Here is a 26295-nt window from a genome sequence, read left to right as displayed (position 1 = left end):
GTTTGCTCCCTTAGCAGCAGGCGGTTTCGCGAACCGGGCGGCCATCCATGTTCTGCAGGCGCGCGGCGTTGTCCTTGAGCCAATCGGCATTGGCCTTGGACGTCACTTGCAGGATTTCGCGCACCCATGCTGGCAGCTCCGGGTTGAGGCGGTAATAGACCCACTGGCCCTGACGGCGATCGAGCAGCAGGCCGTTGCTGCGCAATTGCGCGAGGTGGCGACTGATTTTCGGTTGGCTGTCGCCGAGTGCGCACATCAGCTCGCAGACGCAGAGTTCACCTTGATCGGCGATGAGCAGCATGGCGCGGACGCGGGTTTCGTCGGCGAGGCTCTTGAAGACGTCGGTGGGGGTGATCATGGGACGGGCTCGGCACATATGGAGATTCGAATATACGGATATCCATATATACGGTCAAACAAGATCAAGAGATCGCAGCCTTCGGCAGCTCCTACACCGGCTCCTGTAGGAGCTGCCGAAGGCTGCGAGCTGTTGATCTCAAAGGTTAAGCAACAACCCCTGCTCCGCCTCACACAACCCCACCACATAATCCCAGACCACCCGCAGCCGCACCGACTTGTGCAACTCGCGCCGCGTGCTGATCCAGTAGCTGCGCTCGATGCTTTCATCCGGCAGTAACGGCACAAGGTCAGGATCCGCCGCAGCCATGTAACAAGGCAACACCGCAATCCCCAATCCCGACCGCGCGGCTTCCTGCTGGGCAATAACGCTGGTGCTGTGAAACACCACCCGAGGGCTGCGACAGAAACTGTTGAGGAACATCAGTTCCTGACTGAAGAGCAAATCATCGACATAACCGATCCACGCATGTCGCCCGAGGTCTTCGCGGCTTTGCAGGGGCGGTGCCTTATCGAGATAGCGTTGGCTGGCGTACAACGCGAGTCGATAGTCCGTGAGTTTGCGCGTCACCAGCATGTCTGCCGCCGGGCGCTCCAGATGGATGCTGATTTCCGCCTCACGGTTGAGGATGCTGACAAAGCGCGGCACCGCGACCAGTTCCACTTCCAGTCCCGGATACCGTTCGAACAGGCCGATCATGCGGCTGGCGAGAAACTTGATCCCGAGCCCTTCCGTCACCCCTACGCGGATCTTGCCCAACGGTGCTGTCGACTGGGTGATCTCCTCCTGCGCCAACAACGCAACATTTTCCATCGCCTCGGCATGCTTGAGCAGCGCCTCCCCCGCCGGGGTCATCTCATAGCCTTGCGCGTGCTGAACAAACAATGCAGTGCCGAGGCTTTTTTCGATGGCCTCGATGTGGCGGGCGACGGTGGCGTGCGTGGTGTTCAGACGGCGGGCGGCCGTGAGCAGGCGGCCGCTGCGTTGCAGTTCGAGAAAAAACCGCAGGTCGTTCCAGTCGAACATGCTGTGTCCTTGTCGGCTATCGTCTAGTGAGGCTGTTCAAAAACGCACAGCGGCTGCGCAAAAACTAACATTCTTTTGACGAAAGCTAACAACTAGAGTGTCCGACAATAAAAACAAAAAGCGAGGTCAGGGAATGCAGACTTCCCTCGATGAATATGACTACATCGTGGTCGGCGCCGGCCCTGCCGGGTGTCTGCTGGCCAATCGGCTGTCGGCGGATCCGCAGCAGCGTGTGCTGTTGCTGGAAGCCGGCGGGCGCGACAACTATGCGTGGATCCACATTCCTGTCGGTTACCTGTTCTGCATCGGTAACCCGCGCACCGACTGGTGCTTCAAGACCGAAGAACAACCGGGCCTCAACGGCCGCGCGCTGAGTTATCCGCGCGGCAAAGTGCTGGGCGGCTGTTCTTCCATCAACGGCATGATCTACATGCGTGGTCAGGCCAACGACTATGATGGCTGGGCCGCCGAGGGCAATCCGGGCTGGGCCTGGAATGATGTGCTGCCGCTGTTCAAACAGAGCGAAAACCATTTTGCCGGTGCGGCTGAATTTCACGGCGCCAAGGGTGAATGGCGGGTGGAACAGCAGCGGCTGTCGTGGCCGATTCTGGACGCGTTTCGCAGCGCTGCCGAGCAGAGCGGTATTGCCAGCATCGATGATTTCAATCAGGGCGATAACGAGGGTTGCGGCTACTTTCAGGTCAATCAGAAGGCCGGCGTGCGCTGGAATGCGGCGAAGGCCTTTTTGAAACCGCTGCGCAACCGGGCGAATCTGACGGTGCTGACCGGGGTTGAAGTCGATCGGGTTCTGCTGGAAAACGGTCGCGCGTGCAAAGTCAGTGCGCGTCATGAAGGCCAGAGCAAACAATTCAAGGCGCGCAAGGAGATCATTTTGTGCGCCGGTTCGGTCGGTTCGCCAAGCATTTTGCAACGCTCCGGGATCGGTCCTCGGCCACTGCTGGAACGCCTCGGTATCGGTGTGATTCACGAGTTGCCGGGCGTCGGCGGCAATCTTCAGGATCACCTGCAGTTACGCCTGATCTACCAACTGGAAAATGCGCGCACGCTGAACCAGATCGCTGGCAGCGTGTGGGGCAAGATGGGCATGGGCCTGCGTTACCTGTATGACCGCAGCGGGCCGCTGTCGATGGCGCCAAGTCAGCTGGGCGCGTTTGCGCGTTCAGGACCGGAGCAGACCTCGGCGAATCTTGAGTACCACGTGCAGCCGCTGTCGCTGGAGCGTTTTGGCGAGCCGTTGCACAGTTTCCCGGCGTTCACCGCGTCGGTTTGCGATCTGCGTCCGCAGAGTCGTGGACGCATTGATATTCGTTCGGCGGATCCACAGGAGGCGCCGTTGATTCAGCCCAACTATCTCAGTCATCCGGAAGATTTGCGCGTGGCAGCGGACGCAATCCGCCTGACCCGACGCATCGTCAGCGCCCCTGCTTTGCGGGCTTTCAAACCGGTCGAGTATCTGCCCGGCGCCAACCTGCAAAGCGAAGAAGAGTTGCAGCAAGCGGCGGCGAAGATCGGCACGACGATTTTCCACCCGGTCGGCACCTGTCGCATGGGCAACGACGCTGAGGCGGTGGTCGACGCACAGCTGCGTGTACACGGCGTGCCCGGCTTGCGCATCGCCGACGCCTCGATCATGCCGCGCATCACCTCGGGCAATACGTGTTCGCCTACGCTGATGATTGCGGAAAAGGCTGCTCAACTCATTCTCAATTCCAAAGCTGTAAACACCGTACCTGTAGGAGTGAGCCTGCTCGCGATGACGGAATAACATTCGACATCTGTATTGACTGATACACCGCCATCGCGAGCAGGCTCACTCCTACAGGGGATATGCGTTTGATTCATGGACATCGAGCACCAGTGGAACAACAAAAACAATCACTGTGAGGGATACCGATATGTCAGAACACGTTCAGCCGCTGGACGCCGTGCGCAGCGCGGAGACCAGCCCGGATACACGCAAAGTCATCTTCGCTTCCTCACTGGGGACGGTGTTCGAGTGGTATGACTTCTTCCTCTACGGCGCCCTCGCGGCAGTGATCAGCAAGCAGTTTTTCGCCGGAGTCAACGACACCACGGCGTTCATCTTTGCGCTGATGGCCTTCGCCGCAGGCTTTATCGTGCGGCCGTTCGGGGCGCTGGTGTTCGGTCGGTTGGGGGACATGATCGGGCGCAAATACACCTTCCTCGCGACGATCATTTTGATGGGCGTGGCGACGTTCTGCGTCGGTCTGCTGCCGACCTACGCCAGCATCGGCATCGCCGCGCCAATCATTCTGGTGGTGCTGCGCATGCTTCAGGGGCTGGCGCTCGGCGGTGAATACGGCGGCGCTGCGACCTACGTTGCCGAGCACGCGCCGATTGGCAAACGCGGCTTCCACACCAGCTGGATTCAGTCGACCGCCACCCTCGGCCTGCTGCTGTCGCTGCTGGTGGTACTCGGTTGCCGCTACTTCACCGGCGATCAGTTTGAAGTCTGGGGATGGCGCATTCCGTTCCTGCTGTCGATTGTGCTGCTGGGCATTTCCACCTGGATTCGCTTGAGCCTGCACGAGTCGCCGGCGTACCTGAAAATGAAAGAGGAAGGCAAAACCTCAAAAGCGCCGATCCGCGAATCCTTCGGCAAATGGGAAAACCTCAAAGTCGTGCTGATCGCCCTGTTCAGCATCAACGCCGGGCAAGCGGTGACCTTCTACGCGGCGCAGTTCTACGTGCTGTTCTTCCTCACCCAGTTCCTGAAAATGGACCCGGCGGTGGCCAACACCTTGCTGATCATCAGCGTGGTGATCGGTGCGCCGTTCTTCATCATCTTCGGCTGGCTGTCGGACAAGGTCGGGCGCAAACCCGTGCTGATGCTCGGCTTGCTGCTGGCCACGGCGCTGTACTTCCCGATCTTCAAATCGCTGGCGCACTATGCGAATCCGGCGATTGATCAGGCCAGCCGCCAGGCACCGATCACCGTGCTGGCGGATCCGGCGACCTGTACCTTCCAGTTCGATCCGGTCGGCAAAGCCAAATTCGACAGCCCGTGCGACAAGGCCAAAACCTTTCTGGTCAAGCAAGGCCTGCCCTACTCCAGCGCCGCTGCGCCTGCCGGCAGCGCGGTGCAAATCAGCGTCGGTGACGTCAAACTCGACGGCTTCGATGAGGCGGCATTACGCGGCGCAATCACCCTCGCCGGCTACCCGCAACAGGCGGATGCGCAGCAGATCAACAAGCCGATGATCGTTGCGCTGATCGTCGCGCTGATCATCATCTCGGCCATGTGTTACGGGCCGCTTGCGGCGCTGATGGTGGAGCTGTTCCCGACGCGGATTCGCTACACCTCGATGTCGCTGCCGTATCACATTGGTAACGGCTGGTTTGGCGGATTCCTGCCGACGGTGTCGTTTGCGCTGGTGGTGTACACCGGGGACATCTTTTACGGGCTGTGGTATCCAGTGCTGATTACCGGAGTGAGCCTGGTGGTGGGGATGATCTGTTTGCGTGAGACGAAGAATATCGATCTCGACAAGAACTGAAACTCAACCAGACAAATATCGGCGAGGGCTTTTACCCTCGCCGATTTTTTTGCTCAGGCATCAGCCTTGATCACCTCGAACTTCACCTGATCCGGATAAAACGCCACGTAGTCGCGGATCGGCGCCACTGACACTTTCGGATTCTCGTAAGTCCACACCGCATTCGCGCCCTCATGCCCCGGCACTTGCAGACTAAAGTAGTTGGCGTCGCCCTTGTACGGGCAGTAACTGGTGTGATCGGTGCGGGCGAAATACTTTTCGTCGATGTCTTCGCGGGGGACGTAATAGACCGGCGGGTAGTTGGCTTCGTTGAGAATCATGACGTGGGAAGAGGCGGCGACCTGGATGCCGTGGAATTTCACCAGCAGACAGCCGGCAAGTTGTTCGAGGGCGATGACTGGACTTGGGCCGGAGGTTTTCATGGGGTTCTCCTGGGTACGGCGAAGAGACCGGTTCAGGTATAGCCCATTGGTTCTGGTTGGGGTGGATTTACAGCCGAACGGCCCATCAACGTCAAAAGCCCCTCACCCCAGCCCTCTCCCCGAGGGAGAGGGAGCCGATTGGGGGATATTGGCGAACTTCACCGACTTGAGCGTTTGGCTTTGAATCCATAATCGACTCGGTTTTCCAGGTCGATGGATTTCGCCAGACAACTCGGTCAGTCCCCTCTACCTCTGGGAGAGGGTTAGGGTGAGGGCCGCTTTTCAGGCATCACGCAACGATATCAGTCGCCACCGCCTGCCCCACCACACCCACGGCAAAGTCCACCGCCCCCTGCCCCGTCAGGTCAACCATCAAACTGGTCTGATTGGTCTGCGCGAAGTAGGTCAGGATCGCATCGCCCGCATGCCCGGTGAAGCCGCTGACGAAGTTCAGCGACGCCGCCCCCGTGGCGAAACCGGCAATGCCCGACAGGTCGATCTTGTCCAGGCCGCTGGTGAAATCCATGATCCAGTCCGGCGCGGTCATGGTCGAATCGCTGGCGGCACCGAACACGAAGGTGTCTGCGCCTGCACCGCCCCACAAGGTATCGCCACCGCCTCCCCCGTAAATGATGTCGTTACCGGCACCGCCGACCAGTTCGTTGACGGCGGCGTTGCCGATCAGCAGGTCATTGCCCGCACCGCCCACCGCATTCTCCACGGTCACACCGTAAGCAATGGACACGTTGCCCACCAGACCGCCGACATCGGAGAACGAACCTTCGTTGAGGTTGATCTTCTGGTTCTGACTGAAGCCGGAGAAATCCAGCGTGTCATTACCGCCGCCATCCCACACCGAGAAAACCACTTTGGAGGACGCCGAAGAGGCGCTGTAGAAATCGCGCTCGGCATTGGAGTTGAAGCCGTACGTGGTGTCATCGGCGCGGGTCGCGTAGTTGGCGCCATACAGCTTTTGCACCGCGACGATATCGTCCAGCAATGGCGCCGAAGCGTAGGCACCGCTGCCGTCCTTGCTGAAGTTCTGGTCGGTGTTGGCTTCGCTCCAGTAACTCATCAGGCTGTAGCCGCGCGTGTCTTCAGCGTACTTGGCGTCGTTGTAGGTCGGGTTGCCGTTACCGGCGTTGTACGCGCCCGGGTGCGACAGGCCGAGGGTGTGGCCGATTTCGTGGGTCAGGGTCTGACGCCCGTAGTTGTTGGTGTCCGGGGTCTTGTTGACCTGATATTGATCGTTGATCAGGTACCACGACTGACCGTCATAGCCACCGCCGCTCGGCAGATACGCGAACGCTGCGCCACCGGTGCTGACGTCGTAGTTGCCGAAGGTCATGTGGCCATCGCCGCCCTTGCCTTCACTGAAGGTGACGTTGGCAACATCAGCCCAGGATTGCATCGCGAGCACGGCTTGTGCCTTCTGCTGCGCGCTGAATTCGCTGAAGTTGCCCAGTTTGACGTTGTAGTTCGCCGGTTTCTCGCTGAGGAAGTTGTAGCTGAGGTCGATCTTGCCGTCAGCGTTCTTGTCGCCCCACGACAGGCCCTTGCGCAGGATTTCATCGGCGGCCTGGTCGGCGGTGAACGATGGTTTACCGTTGACCAGCGCATCGCCGCCACGGTCGTACAGATGGCTGAACGTGTCGACTTCGGTAAAGGCAGTGCTGGTGTTGAAGGAGGTTTGAAGCATGGTTTACGTCCTTGTTTCTGGGTAGTCAGTGTCCGACAGACCACGGCGATCTACTGGCGAGATCGTCCTGTCACTCGCGTTGCAAACGCGCCGAAGCTGACACGGCGCAGACCCCTGGCGCTAATCAATTTCTCGATAGTGCGGTGCTGCGTCCCGGTTTTTACCGTCACTTGCGGCAATCTTTTTATCTGTATATCCATACAGATAAAAGTTGCTCCGAGCGCCAACTCCGGCCATTCTGTGCACCTGTTCAGACCTTGATCGACGATGGTGGATATGCGGCTGTACCTCTGTGAAAAACCCTCCCAGGCCAAAGACATTGCGGCCGTGCTCGGTGCCAAGCGCCGGGGCGACGGCTGCTGGCTGGGAACGGATGTCACAGTCACCTGGTGCATCGGCCACTTGCTCGAAACCGCCCCGCCGGATGCCTACGACGTCCGTTACAAGCGCTGGGTGCTGGCCGACCTGCCGATCATTCCGGACAAATGGAAAATGACCGTCAAGCCACGCACCGCCAGCCAGTACAAAGCGGTGAAGCGCCTGCTCGGCGAGGCCAGCGAACTGATCATCGCCACCGACGCCGACCGTGAGGGCGAGATGATTGCCCGGGAACTGGTCGAGCATTGCCGTTATCGCGGGCCGATCCGCCGCTTGTGGCTGTCGGCGCTGGACGAAGCCTCGATCCGCAAAGCCTTGGCCGCGCTGAAACCGGGGGCCGAAACCTTCAGCCTGTATCACTCGGCGCTGGGCCGCTCGCGGGCGGACTGGCTGATCGGCATGAACATGAGTCGGCTGTTCACGCTGCTCGGTCGGCAATCGGGTTATCAAGGCGTGTTGCCGGTAGGCCGCGTACAGACGCCGACGTTGCGCCTGGTGGTGGACCGCGACCGCAGCATCGCCGATTTCGTGCCGGTGCCATTCTGGGCGATCGATGTCGATCTGCTGCACAACGGCATTCCGTTTACCGCACAGTGGCGGGCGCCGTCGGATGTCTGTGATGATCAGGAGCGCTGCCTGAATCAGGCGCTGGCCCAGCAAGCGGCCGCCGCCATCAACGGCGCTGCCAGTGCTCGAGTGATCAAGCTGAAAACCGAGCGCATGCGCGAAGTGGCGCCCCTGCCCTTCGATCTCGGCACCTTGCAGGAAGTCTGCTCGAAGAAACTCGGCCTCGGCGCGCAGGAAACCCTCGACATCGCCCAGGCGCTCTATGAAACCTACAAGGTCATCACTTACCCGCGCAGTGATTGCGGCTACTTGCCGCTGAGCCAGCACAGTGAGGCGCCGGGGATTCTCGCCGCGTTGCGTCAGGCCGATCCGGGCCTTGAGGCGCTCAACGGGTTTCTGGAGCCACAACGAAAATCCAGAGCCTGGAACGACGCCAAAGTCAGCGCCCACCACGGCATCATCCCCACCGCAGCGGCGAAAAATCTTGAACGCCTGACCGGCAAACACCGCGCGGTCTACACCTTGATTCGCGCACGCTATCTGGCGCAGTTTCTGCCCAATCACGAATACGATCGCACCCAGGCTGATTTCGATTGCGCCGGTGAAGCGTTGCGCGCGGTCGGCAAGCAGATCATCGAGCCGGGCTGGAAACGCGCATTGCCCGAAGCACTGGCGGCGGCAAAGGGCCGCGAGGCACCCGCGCCACAAACCTTGCCGGCCCTTAGCCAAGGCATCGAATGCGCCATCGCCGCTGTAAAGCTCAAGGATCTGTGGACGCAACCGCCCAAACCCTACACTGAGGGCGATCTGATCAAAGCGATGAAAAACGTCGCCAAACTGGTCGAGGATCCACTGCTCAAACAGAAACTCAAGGACACCACCGGTATCGGCACCGAGGCCACCCGCGCGTCGATCATTCAGGGGTTGCTGGATCGTGGTTATCTGCTGAAGAACGGCAAGGCCCTCGCCGCCACCCCGGCCGCGTTCAGCCTGATCGACGCAGTGCCACGCGCGATCGCCGACCCCGGCACCACGGCGATCTGGGAACAGGCGCTGGACATGGTGCAAAGCGGCGAAATGAGTCTGGAAGAATTCGTCACCAAACAAGCGGCGTGGATGAGCAAGCAAGTGACGCGCTGCTCCAGCCTCAGCCTCACCATCAGCGGCCCGCCACCGGCCGGTAAAGCGGCGGCCCCCTGGAAGAAGAAGCGCAAATCATCGACCCGCAGCAAAACCACGGGTACAACCAAACGCGCGCCGAAAGCGGCAGGCAAATAAAACCCGCTACTGTTTCTGCAAGGCTCAGCACTTTCAGGAACCCGGCGCATGGCCAATATCGAACTGCACCCCGCTCAGCGCGATGAGCTGGAAATCATCGAAAACCTTATGCAGTTCTACATGTACGACTTCAGCGAATGGCTGCCGCTGAAGCTCGCTTCACATGGCTTCTTCTCCATCCAGCCGAAAACCGACTACTGGCGCCACCCGGCCACCCAACCATTTCTGATTCAGGTCGACGGCGAACTGGCCGGCTTCGTGAGCGTCGATAACGAAATCCATATCCCTGGTGCCGAACACAACATCGGCTACTTTTTCCTCGCAAGACGCTTTCGTGGCCAAGGCGTCGCGCAGTTTGTCGTCTCTGCCCTCTTGAGCCGCATCCCCGGTCAATGGCAAATTTTTCATATCAACGCCAACCTGCCGGCGCAGCGCTTCTGGGCCGGGCTGATTCCGCAAATCAGCGGCGGCGAATTCACCCTGCAGCAGCGCGAAGTGGACGGTTATCCGTGCACCTTCTACGCGCTGCGCACGCCTTTTTCCGTGATCTGAACGGATTCTTTCTCATTCCAAAACAGCTTTGTCGGACAATATGTAGTGCTCAAAAATAATCACTACAAAACCGTTGACGGCGTCGTTTTGCTTTTGCATGATGAAGACGTTCCCCGATCGGGAACACTGGCAACATGCTTGAGCAAACTCGTCTGACCGCCGAGTTGTTTTTTCCGGATACACGCTGCCCACAAGGCAGATTGAAGAAGCTGACCTGGCCTGAACGTCCAGTACAAGGACGAGAAGCGCTGGCGAAAATTCTCAAGACGCTTGTGGTCGACACGGTAAATGTCGTCAAGGAGCCTCCCGGTTTTCGCTGCTTCTCCTCGTTGTGACGCTATTGCGTAGCAGTTATTCAACACGACTACATGCAACAGATGCACGACCCCGTACTTTCCACGGGCGAGCGCTGACGTCCTGGTTTCGGTGCCAGGGATCAACTAACCGATGGGCTACCTGTATTAGCGAATCAACTTTGAAAGATCACCAGACTGGTCAAGGGGCAATATCATGAATCTGAACAATCAACCCACTGTCGAAGAACTGGCTCGTATGTTCGCTGCGCAGAAAGACAGCCACGACAGCCATATTCTGTGGATCAGCAAGTCGGGGCAGGTGCATATCGACTGCCTGGCGACCCATGCTGACGAAGACGAATTCGACCGCAACCATCAGAACTTGCTGGCCCGCCTGAAGATGTACCGTCGCGGCCACGGTTATGTTGGCAAGAAGGCTGCGGCCGACAAGGACTTCATCGGTAATGTTCTGCAAACGCTGAAACAGGCGTGGGACTCGATGCAGAACCACAACGGTGTTCGGGTGATTGATCGGTTCTGCTGAGTTAGTCATTAAATAATTGAAAGGCCTGCTTCCTTAACGGAAGCAGGCCTTTTTTTGTTCGCTTGCATTGATTTGGCGTGACTGGAATTGTAGCCCCTCACCCCAGCCCTCTCCCGAGGGAGAGGGAGCCGATTTATGGTGCTTTCAGAACCGGAGTTCGACTCAGGTTTCCCAAGTCGGCGTAGATCGCACAAACACCTCGGTCAGTCCCCTCTCCCTGTGGGAGAGGGTTAGGGTGAGGGGCTTCCCATGTCCAACACCAACTCCACAAACGCCACCGCCGCCGCACTGTGATAATTATTGCGCCGCCGCAACAACGCCGCCCCTCGCTGCGGCGCCTCGCTCTCTACCCGCAGCCGGCGCAACGCCCGATCCTCGGTGGCAATTGCCTGCGGCAACATCGTCGCCATCGGCGAATGACGTACCACCTCCAGCAACGTACTCACCGAGTTCACCTCGATCCGCACCTGCGGTGTAATCCCGTGCTGACGGAAATACTCATCAATCGATAACCGCGTAATGAAGTCCGGCGCCAACAAGGCGAAATCCAGTTGCGCGATGTCATCCGGCGTCAGTACTGAGCGGCTGTCATACAGCGGATGCTCACGCCCGACCATGATCCCCAAGCGTTCGGTGAACGCTGGAATGCATTCGATCTCCGGGTTACGCACCGGTGTAAACGCAATCGCAACATCCAGCGAGTCATCCGCCAGCCCCGCCTCGATGTCGTCCATCGACAATTCAAAAACCTGCAGATGGATTCCCGGATACCGCGCCGCGAAATCGCGCACCAACGGCCCGACCAGGTAGGCCATGAACGTCGGTGTCATCGCCAGGCGCAACGTCCCGCGAGACAGATCCTTGACGTCATGCAGCGCGCGTTTACCCGCTTCCAGCTCCACCAGCACCCGCCGCGCGCACTCGATGTAAGCCTCGCCGGCATCGGTGGGTTTGACTGTGCGTGAGGTGCGATCAAACAGATTCACACCGAGAGACTCTTCCAGTTGGCGGATCTGTTGCGACAGGGTCGGCTGCGACACGTGCAGCGCCTCGGCGGCACGGGTGAAGCCGCCGTGATCGGCAACGGCCAGCAGATAACGCAAATGTCGCAGCAGCATGGGGCACACCATCTATAGGCAGAACTTATGCGAAGTATTGTATATCGATCTTGGACGCTATAGATCAATCGGCAGAAGATTGCTCCCACACAGCAAGCCAACCCTGAAAGGAGTGACACCATGCAACAGTCCCACGCCTATAACGACACCAGCCTGGCCCTGACTACCCGCGTTCTCGACGCCAAGGCACGCAAAGATCTGTCGTGGCAGGATCTCGCCGACGGCACCGGCCTGAGCCTGGCGTACGTCACCGCTGCCCTGCTCGGCCAGCACGCACTGCCGGAAAATGCCGCCCAAGTGGTCGGCGACAAGCTCGAACTGGCCGCCGACGATGTCGCGGCAATGCAGATCATCCCCCTGCGTGGCAGCCTCAGCGGTGTGCCGACCGACCCGACCATCTATCGCTTCCACGAGATGATCCAGATCTACGGCACCACGCTCAAGGCACTGGTTCACGAGCAGTTCGGCGACGGCATCATCAGCGCGATCAACTTCAAACTGGACATCAAGAAAGTCGAAGACCCGGAAGGCGGCTCTCGTGCCGTGGTCACCCTCGACGGCAAGTTCCTGCCCCTGCGTCCGTTCTGATCCGCACCGGCCCGCACCCTGCGTGCGGGCCAACACCCCCCAAATGGCTACCCGTCACCAAACACATCTGGAGGCTGCCCCATGCAAAAAATTCTGTTGATCCTGGCCCTGCTCGGCGGCTTTTCCGTCCAGGCATTTGCCGCTGACGAAGCCGTCGCCTACCGCTACGGCATGCCACTGGATATCGCCCAAGTGCTGAGCATTACCCCGGTAGCCGATGTGTGTGGCGTGGTGCCGGTGGAGATGACGTATCTGGACAGCCTCGGCGGCAAACACATTCTTCAATACAGCGAATTCGGCAGCGGTTGCTCGAACTAAGAGGACAAGACCATGAAAAACCTGATTGATGGCTTCCTGAGATTCCAGAACGAAGCGTTCCCGCAACGCACCGAACTGTTCAAACACCTGGCAACCACGCAACAGCCAGGAACGCTGTTCATTACCTGTTCCGACAGCCGTGTAGTGCCAGAATTGCTGACCCAACAAGAACCTGGCGAGCTGTTCGTGATCCGTAACGCCGGCAATATCGTGCCGTCCTACAGCCCGCATCCGGGCGGGGTTTCGGCAACGGTGGAATACGCAGTGGCGGTGCTTGGCGTGACAGATATTGTGATTTGCGGCCATTCGGACTGTGGCGCGATGACCGCAATCGCCCAGTGCAAATGCATGGATCATCTGCCCGCCGTCAGCGGTTGGCTGCAGCATGCCGAGTCGGCGAAAGTGGTGAATGAAGCGCGAACGCATGCCAGTGACGCGGCGAAATTGAGTTCGATGGTGCGCGAGAACGTGATTGCGCAACTGGCGAATATACAGACCCATCCGAGTGTGCGTCTGGCTCAGGAGAAAGGCCTGCTGAACCTGCACGGCTGGGTGTATGACATCGAGACCGGCTCGGTCGATGCGCTGTCCTCGGACCGCCGCACGTTTGTGCCGCTGGCCGAGCAACCGGCGACTTGCGCAATCCACGCACAGGCCACCCACGCGGCCTGAGCAACTGATCGTTCCCACGCTCTGCGTGGGTATGCCTCAGGGGACGCTCTGCGTCCAGTGACGCGGAGCGTCACGGGCTGGGTTCCCACGCTGGAGCGTGGGAACGATCACTGTCCGCCAGATCAGCGTTTTACTGTGAGATCGATCTGGGTCATGCGGCTACGCACAGTGAACACGCCGTCCCCCGAAAGAATCGCACTGCGCGCAAACAAACGCCCGCTCTCCCAGTTCGAAAGACCCAGCTCCGGCTTGTTCAACGCGTACTGCCCATCGACCCAACGGGTAATGCCATTGCCCACGAACGGCGCATTCACCGCGTTGTAGAAACGTTCTTGTACGGCTGCATCTTCACTGATCAGCGACACAGTGAACTGCGGGCTGTAGCGGTTGAACAGCGCAATCGCCTGATCCAGATCGTCAACGATCATCAGACTGACTTCCGGGGTTTCTTCCCATTCCCATTCCCGACCCAACTCGGTTTCCGCCAATGGCTCAGCCAACGCTTCGGTCTGATAACCCTCGGCGCGATAAACCTCGACCGTCGCGTTCTGCCACTCCGTTGGCAAATAACGTTCACTGCCCTCGACGATGTGCAATTTGCAGCTCTGGCCACGCGCAGTACCGGCCTGTTGCAGCGCATCAAGAAACAACGGCACCAGTTCCGTAGCACGATCACGCTGAATCAGGCAAACGTTGAGGGTGTTGCACACCTTGCGGTCCAGCGAGTTGCGCACCACGGCGGCAAAACGCGCTGCATCGGCAGCACGATCAGCAATCAGCCACGCCCCGCCCGTGCCATGCAGGCTGACAGCGGTGCCGGCCTGCTGGGCAATGCTGCCCAATTGACTGACCGCTCGCCCCGAACCGCGCGCCACCGCCAACGACAAACGGCGGTCAGCGAACATCGCCCAGCCGGCCGCATGATTGACGCTTTCCACCAACGACACCGCACCGACCGGTAAACCGGCATTGGCCAGCGCCGGGTTCAAGGCGTGAGTGACGATGGCTTGCGCGGTGCCCAAGGCATCGCTGCCAATGCGCAACACCGCCGTGTTGCCGGTGCGCAGGACGCCGGCAGCGTCGGCAAACACATTCGGCCGTCCTTCGAAGACAAAAGCAACGATGCCCAACGGCGAGACGACTTGCTCGACCTTCCAGCCATCGTGTTCGACGCTGCTGATGATTTTGCCCCGGGTTGGCGCGGCATCACGCCAGGCGCGCAGGCCGGCGATCATGTCACGGCGCATGCGCTCATCGGCGAGCAGACGGGTGGTCGAGCGACCGCGCGCCTTGGCCCGCTCGATATCGGCGCGGTTGGCGGTTTCAATGTGCGCCCAGCAATCCGGGGTTTCGAGGCGTTGTGCAAACAAGTCGAAGAACTGGCTGATCGCCTCATCCGAGACCGCCGACAACGCGGTAAACGCAGTAGCAGCACGTTCGATTGCCACCGCCGCGGCTTGCTGATCAGCCACGGGAATCAACAACAACTCGCCACTCACCTGCTCCACCAGAAGGTGGTCACCGGGCTGAAAACGCGCGGCCAGTTCGGGGCTGACCACCGTGACGCGGTTACCGGCGAAAGGGATCGGCGTGCCAGCGACGAGACGTTCGAGTGCAAGAGACATGAAGCGGATTCACCATGCAAAGGGCGGCCGGAAAATGTATAGGAACACAATCCTGCAAAGCAACCGCTAACCCTGTAGGAGCGAGCCTGCTCGCGAAAGCGGTGGATCTGATGCATCAATGTTGGCTGACCTGACGCCTTCGCGAGCAGGCTCGCTCCCACAGGGTTTTGTAGTGTTTGGCGGATCGGGTCAGAAGACCGACCAGCCAATCCGCGCGCTAAGCATCTCCAGCGCCGCCATCCCCGCCAGCGAATTCCCCGCCGCATTCAACTCCGGCGACCACACGCACACCGTGAACTGCCCCGGCACTACCGCAACGATCCCGCCACCGACGCCGCTCTTGCCCGGCAGCCCGACGCGGTAGGCAAAGTTGCCCGCCTCGTCATACAGCCCGCTGGTGGCCATGATCGAGTTGACCTGCTGGGTCTGACGCCGCGCCAGAACCTGCTCGCCGCTGTGCTTGCAATAACCGTCGTTGGCCAAAAAACAGAAGGCCCGCGCCAGGTCGATGCAATTCATCCGCAATGCACAGTGGCTGAAATAGCTGCGCAGCACCGCTTCAACGTCGTTGTGAAAGTTGCCGAATGACTGCATCAAGTACGCCATCGCCGCGTTGCGCGCGCGGTGCTGGTATTCGGAGTCGGCGACTTTGCCGTCGATCATGATTTGCGGGTTGCCCGACAGGCGCCGCACAAAATCGCGCATCGACAGGGTCGGCGCGGCGAAGCGTGATTGGTTGATATCGCAAATCACCAGCGCGCCAGCGTTGATGAATGGATTGCGCGGCCGACCGCGCTCGAACTCCAGCTGCACCAGCGAGTTGAACGGCTGACCGGATGGTTCGTGACCGAGGCGCTCCCAAATCGCCTCACCGGAATGATCGATGGCCTGTACCAGGCTGAACACCTTGGAAATACTCTGCACCGAGAACGGCGTCTCGGCGTCACCGGCGCAGTACATCTCGCCGTCGTTGCCGTACACGGCGATGCCCAGTTGATTGGCCGGCACGGTGCCGAGGGCAGGAATGTAATCAGCCACTTTGCCCTGCCCGATCAAGGGCCGGACAGCGTCAAGGATCTCGTTCAACAGCGCTTGCATGCCGGGTTCCGAAGTCTCGCCCCGTGGGATCGCGGGGACACTGGGGCTAGACGCTGCGCAAGCGCGCTGGATCACACATCACTGTGGGAGCGGGGATGGCGTGTATCGCAATGTATATGGCGTCCACGCAGACACACCGGGCCCGAAAAGCCAACCGCCGACGACACAACCTGGATACACCCCAGCGTTGAAATACCCCGGTCGAAGCACTTCCCCCCTCGCACCGGAGAACTCATATGATTACCCTCAAAACCCTGCACCTGCACCTCGACCGCGCCGGACTCTGGCTCGCGCCGTTGACCCTACGGCTGTTCATCGCCTGGGAGTTTTTCGAGTCAGGCCTGGAAAAACTCAATGGCCAGAACTGGTTCGAAGATATTCAGGACAAATTTCCGTTTCCCTTCGATCACCTGCCGGCGACGCTGAACTGGGAGCTGGCGATGTGGGTGGAGTTGATCGGTGCGCTGGCGATTCTGCTCGGTTTCAGCACGCGCATTTTTGCCCTTTCGCTGATCGTGGTAACCATTGTTGCCACCGCCGCCGTGCACTGGCCGGCAGACTGGTCGAGCCTCAGTGAACTGGCGCAGGGTTACGCCATCACCAACAAGGGTTTCGGCAACTTCAAGCTGCCAGCGATCTATCTGGTTGCACTGTTGCCGCTGGTGTTCGCCGGGGCAGGTCGTCTCCGCCTTGATGCGGCGCTGGCCCGTCGCTTCTGGCAGCGCCACCGGCGCTGAGGTTCAGTGCGCCCGGGCGAGTCCCGCCAGCAGCGCGCTGTCGCGGCTATAGATATCGGGCGCATAGCGTACATGGCCATCGCTGCCGACTTGCGCAGTCCAGTAGGTCATCAGGATCGGCACCGGTGCCGACAAGCGGAATTCATGCGTGGTGCCCGTCGCCAACAGTGTTTCAGTGCGGGCCTTTTCTGCCGGACTGAGCAGCAGGTCGCGCAGTTGCATCGGATGCTCGACCCGCACGCAACCGGAGCTGAACGCCCGTGGGCCTTTGTCGAACAGTGCCTTGCTCGGCGTGTCATGCAGGTACACCGAGAACGGATTGGGGAAGCGAATGACCATTTGCCCCAGCGGATTTCGCGGCCCGGCGTCCTGGCGCAGAAGGATGTTGCCGGGGTTGTCCCAATCGACGTCTGCCGCCGCGATCGGTTGACCGTTGGCGTCGAGCACCTGCAAGTTCTGGCGACTGAGGAAAGTCTGATCCTTACGGATCGCTGGCAGCTTGTCTTCTTTCCAGATGGTCGGCGGCACGGTCCAGGTCGGATTCAAGGTCAGGCGCGTGACGCGGGATTTGAGCAAGGGTGTCTGGCGCTCGGCGCGACCGACCTGGGTGCGGGTCTGCCACACCACCTGACCGCCTTGATAGAGGCTCAATTCGGCAGCGGCAACGTTGACCAGCAAGCCGTCCGGCTCCATGTCCTGGGCCATCCAGCGGAAGCGTTCGAGATTGACCCGCAACTGTTCGCGGCGGATCAGCGGGCTGATATTGAGTTCGGCAATCGTCCCCGGCCCGACCACCCCATCAGCCTGCAACGAATGATTGACCTGAAAACTTTTCACCGCGTCCACCAGCACCCCACTGTAGGCGTTGTCCGGCGTGCCGATGGCGTGGGTCAGGTAACCTTCGTTGAACAAGCGCTGAGCCAGTTGCGGCACGCGTTTGTCTTCCATTGAGGGACGCAGCAACGGGCCGTCGCCTACCGACTGCCATTGCGGAAGGGCCTTCTGGCGTTGCGCGGCGTACAGCTGACGCAGGTTTTGATATTGCGCCAGACGCGGGCGCGCCAGATCGAACGCCGCCGCAATGTCATGCATGCCCGGCACGGCAATGGCCAACAATTGCGCCTGACGGTCGCGGGGGTTCGTGTCGGCATGCCACAGCGGTTCGAAGTGCGATTGCAACAGACGGCCGTAATGCAAATCCTGCAAGGCTTGAAGGTAGTAGCGACTGATCTCGATGTCGGCGCACAACTCACCGTCCTGCGGGGGGACGGCGGCGACCGGGTAGCGTTTCGGATTGAGGCCATCGTCGGCCAACAGCAGCAATTGCGTGTGCAAAGCCGGCAATCGTGCAGTTTCGCTCGCCCACACCGGCATCCAGTCCTGCTGCTCATAGAACGCTTGCAGCTGCGTCAGCGCCGGGCCGTTAAGCTGCGTGCCAATCGCCGGGCAAGCCTGGGGCAGGCTGATCAACACCGCCTGCAACGGACTTTGCGGCTCGACGGGCATTTCGGCCGGTGGCGTCGGCAGCGTCTGCAAGGGCGGCAGCGGCTCATCGGCACAAGCGACAAACGGCGCAGCGATCAGGCAAATGCTCAAGTAGCATGCGTACTTTTTGAACAACTGCTTTACTCCAATCCATGGCCGTCCAGATGACGGTCAACCTTACATCAGGTGCGCTGAACAGTCAGGCTCGATCAACGGGCTTGCCGGTAACGACTGGGAGTCAGGAGCCAAAGTGCCAAATAAGTAGCAAGTGAGGACACTTTATAAATGTTGACGTTTTTGCGCCGACTTCTGCTGACCACTGCGACCCTCGTCGCCGTGTCCAGTCCAGCTTTTGCCACCGGCAAGCCATCGCCGGTTCTCTACAACAGCCTCGCGCACGCCGCGCCAGAACTCAATCCCCAAGCGCTGAAAGGTGCCCTGAACGCCATGCTATGTGCGGTCAACAACGGTGCGAAACCGTCCCGCCACCTGGCGATCATCGATTACTCGCAACCGTCCACTGAGCGCCGCTTGTGGATTTTCGACCTGAGCAAGCAGAAGTTGGTTCTACGCGATCTGGTCGCCCACGGTTCCAACTCCGGGGAAAACTTCGCCACGCAGTTCTCCAACCGTGAAGGCAGTTATCAATCCAGTCTCGGCTTGTTCCGCACCCAGGAAAGTTACAGCGGCGCCCACGGCTATTCGTTGCGCATGGACGGTCTGGAGCCAGGCTTCAATGACATGGCTCGCGATCGCGCCATCGTCATTCATGCCGCCAGTTACGTGAATCCGCTGTGGAGCAAGAAACAGGGGCGCATCGGCCGCAGCCAGGGCTGCCCGGCGGTTCGGCCACAGATTGCCAAACAGGTGATTGATCGTCTGAAGAATGGCCAGTTCATGTTTTCCTGGTACCCGGATCAGCGCTGGCTGAAATCGTCGCCGTACCTCAACTGCCAGCCGCAGCAGGTGGCGAGCATTCTCAGTACCCACGCAAGCTAAAAAGAACGCCGCAACCCCCTGTAGGAGTGAGCCTGCTCGCGATAGCGGTGTCTTACCCAACACAGATGCTGGCTGATACACCGCTATCGCGAGCAGGCTCACTCCTACAATTGATCTCTGTCAGCCCCACGCTTCATTACAACTTTGTCATTCAGCTGTCGGTTTGCCGTGCGGATCGCTCGGTAGCCTGAAGTTGTCCCGGCGCCAATGCCGATCAACTCCGACCACTGAGTGACTGACCATGAAAACCCTCCTGCTCGCCTTCACCGCCCTCCTCGCCACCGGCAGCGCGTTCGCCGCGAACATGCCCGACACCGCAGTGATTCATGACAAATCCGGCTTCTACGTCAATCTGGATGTCGACAAAGTCCTGTCCAGCACCGATATTTCACAAGCGTGCGGCGTGGTGCCGGCGCAATTGAATTATCTCGACCATCAGGGCCGCGAACATGTGCTGGACTATCAGGTACAAGGCAGCGGCTGCATCAATGACCATTGAGACTGATCGATGAATATTCTGGTTGTCGAAGACGAGCCCAAGGCCGGCAATTACCTGCTCAACGGTTTGCAGGAACTGGGTTACAGCGTCAGCCTCGCCCGCGACGGTGCCGACGGTCTGCACCTGGCGCTGGAACACAGCTTCGACGTGATCGTGCTGGATGTGATGATGCCGAAAATGGATGGTTGGGAAGTCTTGCGTCGGCTGCGCAAGGAAGCCGACACGCCGGTGCTGTTCCTCACCGCCCGCGACGACATCGCCGACCGCGTCAAAGGCCTCGAACTGGGCGCCGACGATTACCTGATCAAGCCGTTCTCCTTTGCTGAACTGGTGGCGCGCCTGCGTACCCTGACCCGGCGCGGGCCGATTCATGAAGATGAACAACTGCAAGTGGCCGACCTGCAGATTGACGTGCTCAAACGCCGCGTGACCCGCGCCGGGGTGCGCATCACCCTGACCAACAAGGAGTTCGCGTTGCTGCAGTTGTTCGCCACGCATACCGGGCAAGTGCTGGCGCGCTCGCTGATCGCATCGCGAGTGTGGGACATGAATTTCGACAGCGACACTAACGTGGTCGATGTCGCCGTGCGTCGTCTGCGGGCGAAAATCGATGATCCGTTCCAGCTCAAGCTGATCCACAGCGTGCGCGGTATCGGCTACCGCTTCGATACGCAGCCATGAGTGCCCAACGCCCGCATTCGCTGACCCTTCGTCTGGCGCTGGTGTTCGCCCTGCTCGCGTTCGCCTCGCTGGCCGGTCTCGGTGCCGCGCTGTACAACGAACTGGAGCAACAGCTAATCCGCCGTGATGACACCGCGCTGGTCAGCCGCGTCGATCAGTTGCGCACCTTTCTCAATGACAGCAACACCTTGGAGCTGATCAAGAACAAACCGGCGTTGTTCCAGAACATGCTCGGCAATCGCGAAGCGCTGCTGACCATCGGCGCGCCAGGGCAACCGCCGCTGCTGGTGGTCAACCCGGGCAACCTGAAGACACCGACGTTGCCGGCGGTGCCGATCGACCATGCGATGACGCTCAACGACGTACAGCACCTGTCAAGCGTCGACGGCGTGCCGTTTTCGGCGGTGGCGGCGCGGATCGATTCCGGCGAACTGGGCAACCTGCAAGTCACCACCGGGCGCCTGATGAGCGAGCGTACGGCGATGCTCGCCAATTACCGTTTGAGCGTTTATGGCCTCGCCTCGCTGGCGGCACTGTTGCTGGCGCTGGTGGGTTGTCTGCTGGTGTATCGCGGTTTGCTGCCGTTGCGGCGACTGGCGAAGCACGCTCATGGCATTGGTGTCGGCAACCTTGGCGAACGCCTTGCCAGCAGCGGTGCGCCGCGAGAATTACAGCCGATGATCGAGGCGTTCAATGCCATGCTCGATCGGCTCGCCAAGGGTTTTGCGCAACTGAGTCAGGTGTCCACCGACATGGCCCACGAATTGCGCACACCGATCAACAACCTGCTCGGCGAAACCCAGGTCGCGCTGCAGCAGAATCGCAGCAGCGAGGCCTATCAACAGTTGCTCGCCTCCAACGTCGAGGAGCTCGAACGCCTGACACGGATGCTCGACAACATGCTGTTTCTCGCCCGCACCGACCCGGCCAGTGCCTTGAGCCAGCGCCAGGAGCTGGATGCGGCAGATGAGATGCAGCGCATTGCCGATTATTTTGAAGGGCTGGCGGCGGATGTCGGCGTGTGTATCGAGGCACGCGGCAGCGGAGTGATCTGGGCCGAGCCGATGCTGCTGCGCCGGGCACTGGCCAATTTGTGCGCGAATGCGATCAAGTATGGCGCGGCGGATTCGACGGTGCAGGTGGAGGCGATTGCCGAACCGGATGGCGCCTACCTGCGGGTACGCAATCAGGGCACAACCATTGCCCCTGAACACTTGGCGCGACTGTTCGAACGCTTCTACCGCGTTGACCAGTCCCGCGAGCGTTCGGCGCAATCGAATGGGCTGGGCCTGTCGATCGTGGCAACCATCATGCAGTTGCATCAGGGCCGCTACAGCGCGAGCAGCGCGGATGGCATCACCTGCTTCGAACTGTTCTTCCCCGCCCGGCAATCAAAATGAATCGCCGAAACACCACTAATCCCTGTGGGAGCGAGCCTGCTCGCGAAAGCGCAGTATCAGTCACCAGAAATGCTGGCTTTACCGGCCTCTTCGCGAGCAGGCTCACTCCTACAGTTGAACTGCGCTCGGCTGATGATCAATGCCATGAGCATCAGCGCCACCGCTATGCCAAAAGTGATGTGCAATCCGCTGGCAATCGCCGTTGCCGGCGCTTGCGTCGGATCCCCCGCCGCCAGCGCGAACACCGCGCCCATCACCGCGGCACCGGTAATCAACCCGAGGTTGCGCGCCAGCCCGAGCATCGCCGAAACCACCCCACGCTGATCCTGACTGACACCGGCCATCAATCCGGTGTTGTTGGCCGCCTGGAACAGCGCGTAGCTGACAGCAACCACCATGATCGGCAGCACGTACCCAGGCAGGCCCATGCTCATGGGCAGCAGCGCCAGCAAGCTGCAACCGCCGGCCATGCCGAGTAATGCGCCCGGCACAATCCGGTGCGCACCGAAGCGATCCACCAGACGTCCCGCCGGCACTCCACTCAACGCAGACAACAACGGCCCGACCGACAACGCCACGCCGACCATCGTGCTGCTGAGGCCCAACCCCCGGTGCAGGTAAAACGGCCCGACCACCAGCGTGGTCATCATCACCGTCGTCACCAGTAAGGTCAGCGCCAGACTACTGCTCAGTCGCGCGTCGCTGAACAGCGACAAACGAATCAGCGGCGACTTGGCCTTCAACTCGACGACGATGAACAATCCCGCGCCGCACAGGCTGGCCAGCAGCAGCGGTAACAGCAAACCTTCAAGCGTCATCGCCAGCGCATAGGCCGCCAGCGTCAAGACCAACACTGCGCTGCCAGAGTAATCGAACGCAGCACGCGGGCCTGTTGCCCGGTCCGCCGGCAGAAAACGGTACACCAACCAGATATTCAGCAAGCCCAACGGTACGTTGAGCAAAAATATCGCCTGCCAGCCCACATGCGTCATCAACAGCCCGCCCAGCGACGGCCCGAGACTGGTGCCCGTCGCCGACATCGTTGCCAGCAACCCCATCGCACTGCCCGCCCGCGATTCGGGCACGGCTTCTGACACCAGTGCCACGGTCAAGGCGAACATGATCGCCGCGCCAACGCCTTGCACCGCTCGTGCGCCAATCAGCCAACCCAGTCCCGGTGCCAGCGCGCAAGCCAACGAAGCGCTGGTGAAAATGCCGATCCCGATCAGCAGCAATCGCCGTCGCCCCACACCATCGCCCAGACGCCCGACGCTGACAATCAACGTGGTGACCGCCAGCAAATACGCCAGAACGATCCACTGCACCTGTTGAAACGTCGCCGCAAACGCCGATGCGAGAATCGGCAACCCGGCGTTGGCGATGCTGGTGTCCAGGGACGGCATCAACATCGACAGGGCCAGACTGGTCAGCGCCCAGCGGGCGGGAGTGCTAAGGGATTCCTGGGGCATGGCGGGCTCACAATGCAAAGATGACCCGCCATAGCCCGAGCCCCGACAACACACGGCGCAAGACGCATGCTTTGCACTTAATACCTGCATGGAACGCCATGTCATGACGGCACCGGATCTGAACCTGTTGATCACCCTCGACGTCTTGCTACGCGAAGGCAGCGTCGCCCGCGCCGCCAAATGCCTGCGGCTGAGCCCGTCGGCGATGAGCCGTGCCCTCGCCCGTCTGCGCGAAACCACTGGCGATCCGTTGCTGGTGCGGGCGGGTCGTGGCCTGGTGCCAACGCCGCGCGCATTGGAGTTGCGCGAGCGAGTCAGTCATCTGGTGCAGGACGCCGAGGCGGTTTTGCGTCCGGCCGAGGTCCTCGATCCTGGCCGCTTGCAACGCACCTTCACCCTGCGCAACACCGACGGTTTTGTCGAAACCTTTGCCGCCGCCCTGCTTGCGCGCATCGCTCAAGAGGCGCCCGGCGTACGTCTGCGCTTTGTGCAAAAAGCCGACAAGGACAGTACGCCGTTGCGCGAAGGCCGCGTCGATCTGGAAACCGGCGTGGTCGACGACACGACCGATCCGACCCTGCACAGCCGCATCCTGTTTCGGGATCAGTGGATCGGTGTGGTGCGTGAGGGGCATTCCTTGAGTTCGGGGAAGGTCACCAGCAAGCGCTTTGCCGGCGGCGAGCACATTCTCATTTCACGACGCGGACGCAGCAGCGGCCCGGTCGACGAAGCCTTACTCGCGCTCGGCCTGACGCGGGATATCGTCACCTCATTCGGCGGATTCTCGGCGGCGCTGACGCTGGTGCGCGAATCCGACTTGATCGCCACGGTCCCGCAGCGCCACACCAGCAAACTGCGCACGGGCCTGCACAGTTTCGCCCTGCCCTTCGCGATGCCGGACATCAGCGTGTCGATGCTCTGGCATCCGCGCATGGATGCCGACCCGGCGCATCGCTGGTTGCGCGATTGCGTGCGGGAAGTCTGCGCCTAGCGCGCATCCCCGCCAGCCGGTTTATAGAAGAGGAATTTCCCGGTTTCGGCAGTCTTGCGGTACTCCTTGGCCCAGCTCGGATGCACGTTGCGATCGTGGAAATACAGCGCGCCGTTGGTGCGATCCTTGAGTTGGCGATTCAGTGCTTTGCGGGCGATATCCTTGGCCAGCGTGTATTCGGCATCTTCCTTGACCTGATCCGGTTTGCCGTCGCACCACCAGGAAAACTGGCAGCTTTTGGTTTCCGAACCTTGTTTGACGACAGCACACACGGAGTCGGGAAAGCCCTCGTGACCGAGGCGATTCATCACCACACTGGCCACGGCTTCCATTTCCGGGGTGTCTTTGCCTTTGGCTTCCCAATAGATACTGCGCGCCAGACAGGTAATCGGATCGTCCAGTGGTGCAGCGCCGGCCGGGTCGACCGCTTGCACTTCGGTCGGGGTGATCGCTTCGGCTTTCGGCGCCGGCGCGGCGCTGACTTTGTCCGCCGCTTTCTCTTCCAGCACTTGAGCTTTTTCTTCGGCCTTCGCTTTGATCGGGGCCTGATCGGTGGCCCATGCGGAGCCTGCCAACAAGGTCAATACGAGACAACCTGCCAAGCCTTTCAATCCCATGTCTGTTCTTCCGGCAGCGCCCGAGTCGGGCAAGATGTTACGTCGGGGAGACGCCCGGTTCCCGGGGTCTTCGGTGAGTGTAGACGGCAAATCCATCGGCAAAGTTGCGCAGAAAACCGGCCGGATGAAGAAAAAAGACATTGCACTCACCGGGGTCGTTTCGCGCATCATGGGCGCATTCAGCTCAAGGGAGATTTCCATGCGCTTCATGCCATCCGTTTTGCGTCTTGCCGCGTTGTCCGCCAGCGTTGTGTTTGCTATCCCGGCGCTGGCCAGCGATGAGTCGCAATTGATCGAATCGATCAACAGCTACCGCAGCCAACCGCAGCGGTGCGGTTCGCAGGCGTCGAATGAACTGCCACCGTTGTCGGCTGATCCACGGCTACGGCTGCGGGCCAGCGGTGCTGTCGACCTGCAACAAGCCATGGCCAGCGCCAGTTACCCGATGGTCAACGTGCAAGCGATCACCCTTAACGGCCCGCGTGATGCGGCGTCGGCGATGAAAGCGATTCAGGAAAGTTTCTGTCAGGTGGTGCTCGATCCGCAGTTTGTCGATGTCGGCGTCAGCCGCGACGACCGTGACTGGCGCATTGTGCTGGCGCGGCCGCTGCTGTCGGCCAAATTGGGCGATGCGCAAAGTGAAGGGCAGAAGTTGCTGAGTGAACTCAACGTTGCTCGCAGTCAGGCGCGTCAGTGTGGTGGTCAGGCTTTCGCTGCCGCTGCACCGTTGGCCTGGAACGCGACGCTGGGCTCGATCTCTCAGGATCACAGCCGCGACATGGCCAACAACAATTACCTCGACCACAAGGACCGCGACGGCCGTACGCCCGGCGATCGCGCGGAACTGGCCGGTTACAGCGGCCAGCTGGTCGGCGAAAACATCGCCGCCGGGCAAGACACCGTACACAAAGTCGTCGAAGGCTGGCTCGCCAGCCCCGGCCACTGCGCCAACCTGATGAACCCGCAATACCAGGAACTCGGCGCCGCCTACGCGACCGACCCGAAAAGCAGCGCCGGCATTTACTGGACCGCGATGTTCGGCGCCCAATAAGCCCAATCTCAAACACACCGCAAAGCACTGTGGGAGCTAGCCTGCTAGCGATGAGGCCAGTCCAGTCAACATCTCCATTGACTGAACCACCGCCATCGCTGGCAAGCCAGCTCCCACAATGTCTGGTGGCGTTCTCATATTCGCTGACCAACACCAACGCCCTGTAGGAGTGAGCCTGCTCGCGATAGCGGTGTTTCAGACACATCAGTATCGGCAGATACGAAGCCATCGCGAGCAGGCTCACTCCTACAATGATCGGTGTAACCCTCATTATCCCGGCCTAATCCA

At 60.4% G+C, this 26295-nt stretch carries 26 protein-coding genes; 16 read left to right on the top strand and 10 right to left on the bottom strand.

The genetic code is table 11. From position 1 onward, the window contains the following. Positions 1–10: 10 nt before the first annotated feature. Both AK821_RS09120 and AK821_RS09115 read right to left on the bottom strand, forming a co-directional pair. Positions 11–358 (bottom strand): metalloregulator ArsR/SmtB family transcription factor, encoded by a 348-nt coding sequence (locus AK821_RS09120; RefSeq protein ID WP_064389363.1) that lies wholly within the window; start codon positions 356–358, stop codon positions 11–13. Between the two features lie 138 nt (positions 359–496). Then, positions 497–1384, bottom strand: a complete 888-nt coding sequence (locus tag AK821_RS09115; protein WP_064389362.1) for a LysR family transcriptional regulator — start codon at positions 1382–1384, stop codon at positions 497–499. A gap of 133 nt (positions 1385–1517) precedes the next feature. On the opposite strand from AK821_RS09115, the gene AK821_RS09110 reads away from it, so the two are divergent. Together AK821_RS09110 and AK821_RS09105 are read left to right on the top strand one after the other, a co-directional pair. Then, a complete protein-coding gene (locus AK821_RS09110) occupies positions 1518–3170 on the top strand; it encodes a GMC family oxidoreductase (RefSeq protein WP_064389361.1) in 1653 nt (550 codons plus the stop codon). A 130-nt stretch (positions 3171–3300) separates the two neighbouring features. Further along, entirely contained in the window at positions 3301–4923 is a 1623-nt protein-coding gene (locus AK821_RS09105; protein ID WP_064389360.1) for an MFS transporter, read from the top strand. A gap of 53 nt (positions 4924–4976) precedes the next feature. Here AK821_RS09105 and AK821_RS09100 read toward each other — a convergent pair whose 3' ends face one another. Together AK821_RS09100 and AK821_RS09095 are read right to left on the bottom strand one after the other, a co-directional pair. Continuing rightward, the gene (locus AK821_RS09100; protein ID WP_064389359.1) at positions 4977–5345 is read right to left on the bottom strand and encodes a DUF427 domain-containing protein; all 369 of its coding nucleotides are present in this window, start codon (positions 5343–5345) and stop codon (positions 4977–4979) included. A gap of 289 nt (positions 5346–5634) precedes the next feature. Beyond that, entirely contained in the window at positions 5635–7044 is a 1410-nt protein-coding gene (locus tag AK821_RS09095) for a serralysin family metalloprotease (protein WP_064389358.1), read from the bottom strand. A 276-nt stretch (positions 7045–7320) separates the two neighbouring features. Between AK821_RS09095 and AK821_RS09090 the strand changes: the two genes are divergently transcribed. The 4 genes from AK821_RS09090 (at position 7321) to AK821_RS09080 (ending at position 10659) form a co-directional block, all read left to right on the top strand. Next, entirely contained in the window at positions 7321–9267 is a 1947-nt protein-coding gene (locus tag AK821_RS09090; RefSeq protein ID WP_064389456.1) for a DNA topoisomerase III, read from the top strand. 48 nt (positions 9268–9315) lie between these two features. Next, positions 9316–9819, top strand: coding sequence for a GNAT family N-acetyltransferase (locus AK821_RS09085; protein ID WP_064389357.1), 504 nt, complete (start codon positions 9316–9318; stop codon positions 9817–9819). Between the two features lie 134 nt (positions 9820–9953). After that, a complete protein-coding gene (locus AK821_RS30780) occupies positions 9954–10154 on the top strand; it encodes a hypothetical protein (protein WP_158260938.1) in 201 nt (66 codons plus the stop codon). Between the two features lie 175 nt (positions 10155–10329). Next, complete coding sequence (locus tag AK821_RS09080; RefSeq protein ID WP_064389356.1) at positions 10330–10659, top strand: hypothetical protein; 330 nt, start codon at positions 10330–10332, stop codon at positions 10657–10659. 230 nt (positions 10660–10889) lie between these two features. Here the strand turns inward: AK821_RS09080 and cynR are convergent, their stop codons facing one another. Continuing rightward, positions 10890–11777 carry a transcriptional regulator CynR gene (gene cynR / locus AK821_RS09075; protein WP_064389355.1) on the bottom strand — a complete coding sequence of 296 codons (888 nt, stop codon included), beginning with the start codon at positions 11775–11777 and terminating at the stop codon, positions 10890–10892. 120 nt (positions 11778–11897) lie between these two features. On the opposite strand from cynR, the gene cynS reads away from it, so the two are divergent. The 3 genes from cynS (at position 11898) to AK821_RS09060 (ending at position 13355) form a co-directional block, all read left to right on the top strand. After that, entirely contained in the window at positions 11898–12365 is a 468-nt protein-coding gene (gene cynS, locus AK821_RS09070; protein WP_064389354.1) for a cyanase, read from the top strand. Between the two features lie 81 nt (positions 12366–12446). After that, positions 12447–12683, top strand: a complete 237-nt coding sequence (locus AK821_RS09065) for a DUF2790 domain-containing protein (protein ID WP_064389353.1) — start codon at positions 12447–12449, stop codon at positions 12681–12683. A 12-nt stretch (positions 12684–12695) separates the two neighbouring features. Beyond that, positions 12696–13355, top strand: coding sequence for a carbonic anhydrase (locus AK821_RS09060; RefSeq protein ID WP_064389352.1), 660 nt, complete (start codon positions 12696–12698; stop codon positions 13353–13355). A gap of 122 nt (positions 13356–13477) precedes the next feature. Here the strand turns inward: AK821_RS09060 and AK821_RS09055 are convergent, their stop codons facing one another. Further along, positions 13478–14980, bottom strand: a complete 1503-nt coding sequence (locus tag AK821_RS09055; protein WP_064389351.1) for an aldehyde dehydrogenase family protein — start codon at positions 14978–14980, stop codon at positions 13478–13480. A gap of 189 nt (positions 14981–15169) precedes the next feature. Continuing rightward, a complete protein-coding gene (gene glsB / locus AK821_RS09050) occupies positions 15170–16078 on the bottom strand; it encodes a glutaminase B (protein ID WP_064389350.1) in 909 nt (302 codons plus the stop codon). A gap of 236 nt (positions 16079–16314) precedes the next feature. Between glsB and AK821_RS09045 the strand changes: the two genes are divergently transcribed. Continuing rightward, the gene (locus AK821_RS09045) at positions 16315–16815 is read left to right on the top strand and encodes an HvfX family Cu-binding RiPP maturation protein (protein ID WP_064389349.1); all 501 of its coding nucleotides are present in this window, start codon (positions 16315–16317) and stop codon (positions 16813–16815) included. 3 nt (positions 16816–16818) lie between these two features. Here the strand turns inward: AK821_RS09045 and AK821_RS09040 are convergent, their stop codons facing one another. After that, the gene (locus AK821_RS09040; RefSeq protein ID WP_064389348.1) at positions 16819–18435 is read right to left on the bottom strand and encodes a L,D-transpeptidase family protein; all 1617 of its coding nucleotides are present in this window, start codon (positions 18433–18435) and stop codon (positions 16819–16821) included. A gap of 150 nt (positions 18436–18585) precedes the next feature. On the opposite strand from AK821_RS09040, the gene AK821_RS09035 reads away from it, so the two are divergent. The 4 genes from AK821_RS09035 (at position 18586) to AK821_RS09020 (ending at position 21879) form a co-directional block, all read left to right on the top strand. After that, positions 18586–19299, top strand: a complete 714-nt coding sequence (locus AK821_RS09035; protein WP_064389347.1) for a murein L,D-transpeptidase catalytic domain family protein — start codon at positions 18586–18588, stop codon at positions 19297–19299. Positions 19300–19540: 241 nt separating this feature from the next. After that, positions 19541–19798, top strand: a complete 258-nt coding sequence (locus AK821_RS09030) for a DUF2790 domain-containing protein (protein WP_064389346.1) — start codon at positions 19541–19543, stop codon at positions 19796–19798. A 9-nt stretch (positions 19799–19807) separates the two neighbouring features. After that, on the top strand, positions 19808–20479 hold the full coding sequence (locus tag AK821_RS09025; RefSeq protein ID WP_016985270.1) for a heavy metal response regulator transcription factor: 672 nt from the start codon (positions 19808–19810) through the stop codon (positions 20477–20479). Beyond that, positions 20476–21879: a heavy metal sensor histidine kinase gene (locus AK821_RS09020; RefSeq protein WP_064389345.1), complete on the top strand. Its 1404-nt coding sequence runs from the start codon at positions 20476–20478 to the stop codon at positions 21877–21879. The genes AK821_RS09025 and AK821_RS09020 overlap by 4 nt, the downstream gene beginning before the upstream one ends. A gap of 56 nt (positions 21880–21935) precedes the next feature. On the opposite strand, the gene AK821_RS09015 is transcribed toward AK821_RS09020, so the two are convergent. Beyond that, complete coding sequence (locus AK821_RS09015; protein WP_064389344.1) at positions 21936–23348, bottom strand: MFS transporter; 1413 nt, start codon at positions 23346–23348, stop codon at positions 21936–21938. A 103-nt stretch (positions 23349–23451) separates the two neighbouring features. Here AK821_RS09015 and AK821_RS09010 point away from each other — a divergent pair, with 103 nt between their 5' ends. Then, positions 23452–24339: a LysR family transcriptional regulator gene (locus tag AK821_RS09010; protein WP_064389343.1), complete on the top strand. Its 888-nt coding sequence runs from the start codon at positions 23452–23454 to the stop codon at positions 24337–24339. On the opposite strand, the gene AK821_RS09005 is transcribed toward AK821_RS09010, so the two are convergent. Beyond that, positions 24336–24956 carry a cell wall hydrolase gene (locus AK821_RS09005; protein WP_064389342.1) on the bottom strand — a complete coding sequence of 207 codons (621 nt, stop codon included), beginning with the start codon at positions 24954–24956 and terminating at the stop codon, positions 24336–24338. The two genes, AK821_RS09010 and AK821_RS09005, sit on opposite strands and share 4 nt — an antisense overlap. A 199-nt stretch (positions 24957–25155) precedes the next feature. On the opposite strand from AK821_RS09005, the gene AK821_RS09000 reads away from it, so the two are divergent. After that, the gene (locus tag AK821_RS09000) at positions 25156–26007 is read left to right on the top strand and encodes a CAP domain-containing protein (RefSeq protein ID WP_064389455.1); all 852 of its coding nucleotides are present in this window, start codon (positions 25156–25158) and stop codon (positions 26005–26007) included. Positions 26008–26295: the final 288 nt, after the last annotated feature.

This window comes from Pseudomonas sp. RIT-PI-r (assembly GCF_001297015.1).
Classification (GTDB): Bacteria; Pseudomonadota; Gammaproteobacteria; order Pseudomonadales; family Pseudomonadaceae; genus Aquipseudomonas.
The sequence above is the reverse complement of the archived record's forward strand: the minus strand, read 5'-3'. Positions and strand labels throughout refer to the sequence as shown.

What these genes read in the sequence shown, in the direction of transcription:
- AK821_RS09030 (WP_064389346.1), top strand. Translation starts at nt 19,541, where the DNA reads ATGAAAACCCTCCTGCTCGCCTTCACCGCCCTCCTCGCCACCGGCAGC.
- AK821_RS09010 (WP_064389343.1), top strand. Translation starts at nt 23,452, where the DNA reads ATGACGGCACCGGATCTGAACCTGTTGATCACCCTCGACGTCTTGCTA.
- AK821_RS09000 (WP_064389455.1), top strand. Translation starts at nt 25,156, where the DNA reads ATGCGCTTCATGCCATCCGTTTTGCGTCTTGCCGCGTTGTCCGCCAGC.
- cynR (WP_064389355.1), bottom strand. Translation starts at nt 11,777, where the DNA reads ATGCTGCTGCGACATTTGCGTTATCTGCTGGCCGTTGCCGATCACGGC.
- AK821_RS09015 (WP_064389344.1), bottom strand. Translation starts at nt 23,348, where the DNA reads ATGCCCCAGGAATCCCTTAGCACTCCCGCCCGCTGGGCGCTGACCAGT.
- AK821_RS09080 (WP_064389356.1), top strand. Translation starts at nt 10,330, where the DNA reads ATGAATCTGAACAATCAACCCACTGTCGAAGAACTGGCTCGTATGTTC.
- AK821_RS09120 (WP_064389363.1), bottom strand. Translation starts at nt 358, where the DNA reads ATGATCACCCCCACCGACGTCTTCAAGAGCCTCGCCGACGAAACCCGC.
- AK821_RS09005 (WP_064389342.1), bottom strand. Translation starts at nt 24,956, where the DNA reads ATGGGATTGAAAGGCTTGGCAGGTTGTCTCGTATTGACCTTGTTGGCA.
- AK821_RS30780 (WP_158260938.1), top strand. Translation starts at nt 9,954, where the DNA reads ATGCTTGAGCAAACTCGTCTGACCGCCGAGTTGTTTTTTCCGGATACA.
- AK821_RS09065 (WP_064389353.1), top strand. Translation starts at nt 12,447, where the DNA reads ATGCAAAAAATTCTGTTGATCCTGGCCCTGCTCGGCGGCTTTTCCGTC.
- AK821_RS09020 (WP_064389345.1), top strand. Translation starts at nt 20,476, where the DNA reads ATGAGTGCCCAACGCCCGCATTCGCTGACCCTTCGTCTGGCGCTGGTG.
- AK821_RS09095 (WP_064389358.1), bottom strand. Translation starts at nt 7,044, where the DNA reads ATGCTTCAAACCTCCTTCAACACCAGCACTGCCTTTACCGAAGTCGAC.
- AK821_RS09100 (WP_064389359.1), bottom strand. Translation starts at nt 5,345, where the DNA reads ATGAAAACCTCCGGCCCAAGTCCAGTCATCGCCCTCGAACAACTTGCC.
- AK821_RS09060 (WP_064389352.1), top strand. Translation starts at nt 12,696, where the DNA reads ATGAAAAACCTGATTGATGGCTTCCTGAGATTCCAGAACGAAGCGTTC.
- AK821_RS09090 (WP_064389456.1), top strand. Translation starts at nt 7,321, where the DNA reads ATGCGGCTGTACCTCTGTGAAAAACCCTCCCAGGCCAAAGACATTGCG.
- AK821_RS09035 (WP_064389347.1), top strand. Translation starts at nt 18,586, where the DNA reads ATGTTGACGTTTTTGCGCCGACTTCTGCTGACCACTGCGACCCTCGTC.
- AK821_RS09115 (WP_064389362.1), bottom strand. Translation starts at nt 1,384, where the DNA reads ATGTTCGACTGGAACGACCTGCGGTTTTTTCTCGAACTGCAACGCAGC.
- AK821_RS09085 (WP_064389357.1), top strand. Translation starts at nt 9,316, where the DNA reads ATGGCCAATATCGAACTGCACCCCGCTCAGCGCGATGAGCTGGAAATC.
- AK821_RS09045 (WP_064389349.1), top strand. Translation starts at nt 16,315, where the DNA reads ATGATTACCCTCAAAACCCTGCACCTGCACCTCGACCGCGCCGGACTC.
- AK821_RS09110 (WP_064389361.1), top strand. Translation starts at nt 1,518, where the DNA reads ATGCAGACTTCCCTCGATGAATATGACTACATCGTGGTCGGCGCCGGC.
- AK821_RS09105 (WP_064389360.1), top strand. Translation starts at nt 3,301, where the DNA reads ATGTCAGAACACGTTCAGCCGCTGGACGCCGTGCGCAGCGCGGAGACC.
- cynS (WP_064389354.1), top strand. Translation starts at nt 11,898, where the DNA reads ATGCAACAGTCCCACGCCTATAACGACACCAGCCTGGCCCTGACTACC.
- glsB (WP_064389350.1), bottom strand. Translation starts at nt 16,078, where the DNA reads ATGCAAGCGCTGTTGAACGAGATCCTTGACGCTGTCCGGCCCTTGATC.
- AK821_RS09025 (WP_016985270.1), top strand. Translation starts at nt 19,808, where the DNA reads ATGAATATTCTGGTTGTCGAAGACGAGCCCAAGGCCGGCAATTACCTG.
- AK821_RS09055 (WP_064389351.1), bottom strand. Translation starts at nt 14,980, where the DNA reads ATGTCTCTTGCACTCGAACGTCTCGTCGCTGGCACGCCGATCCCTTTC.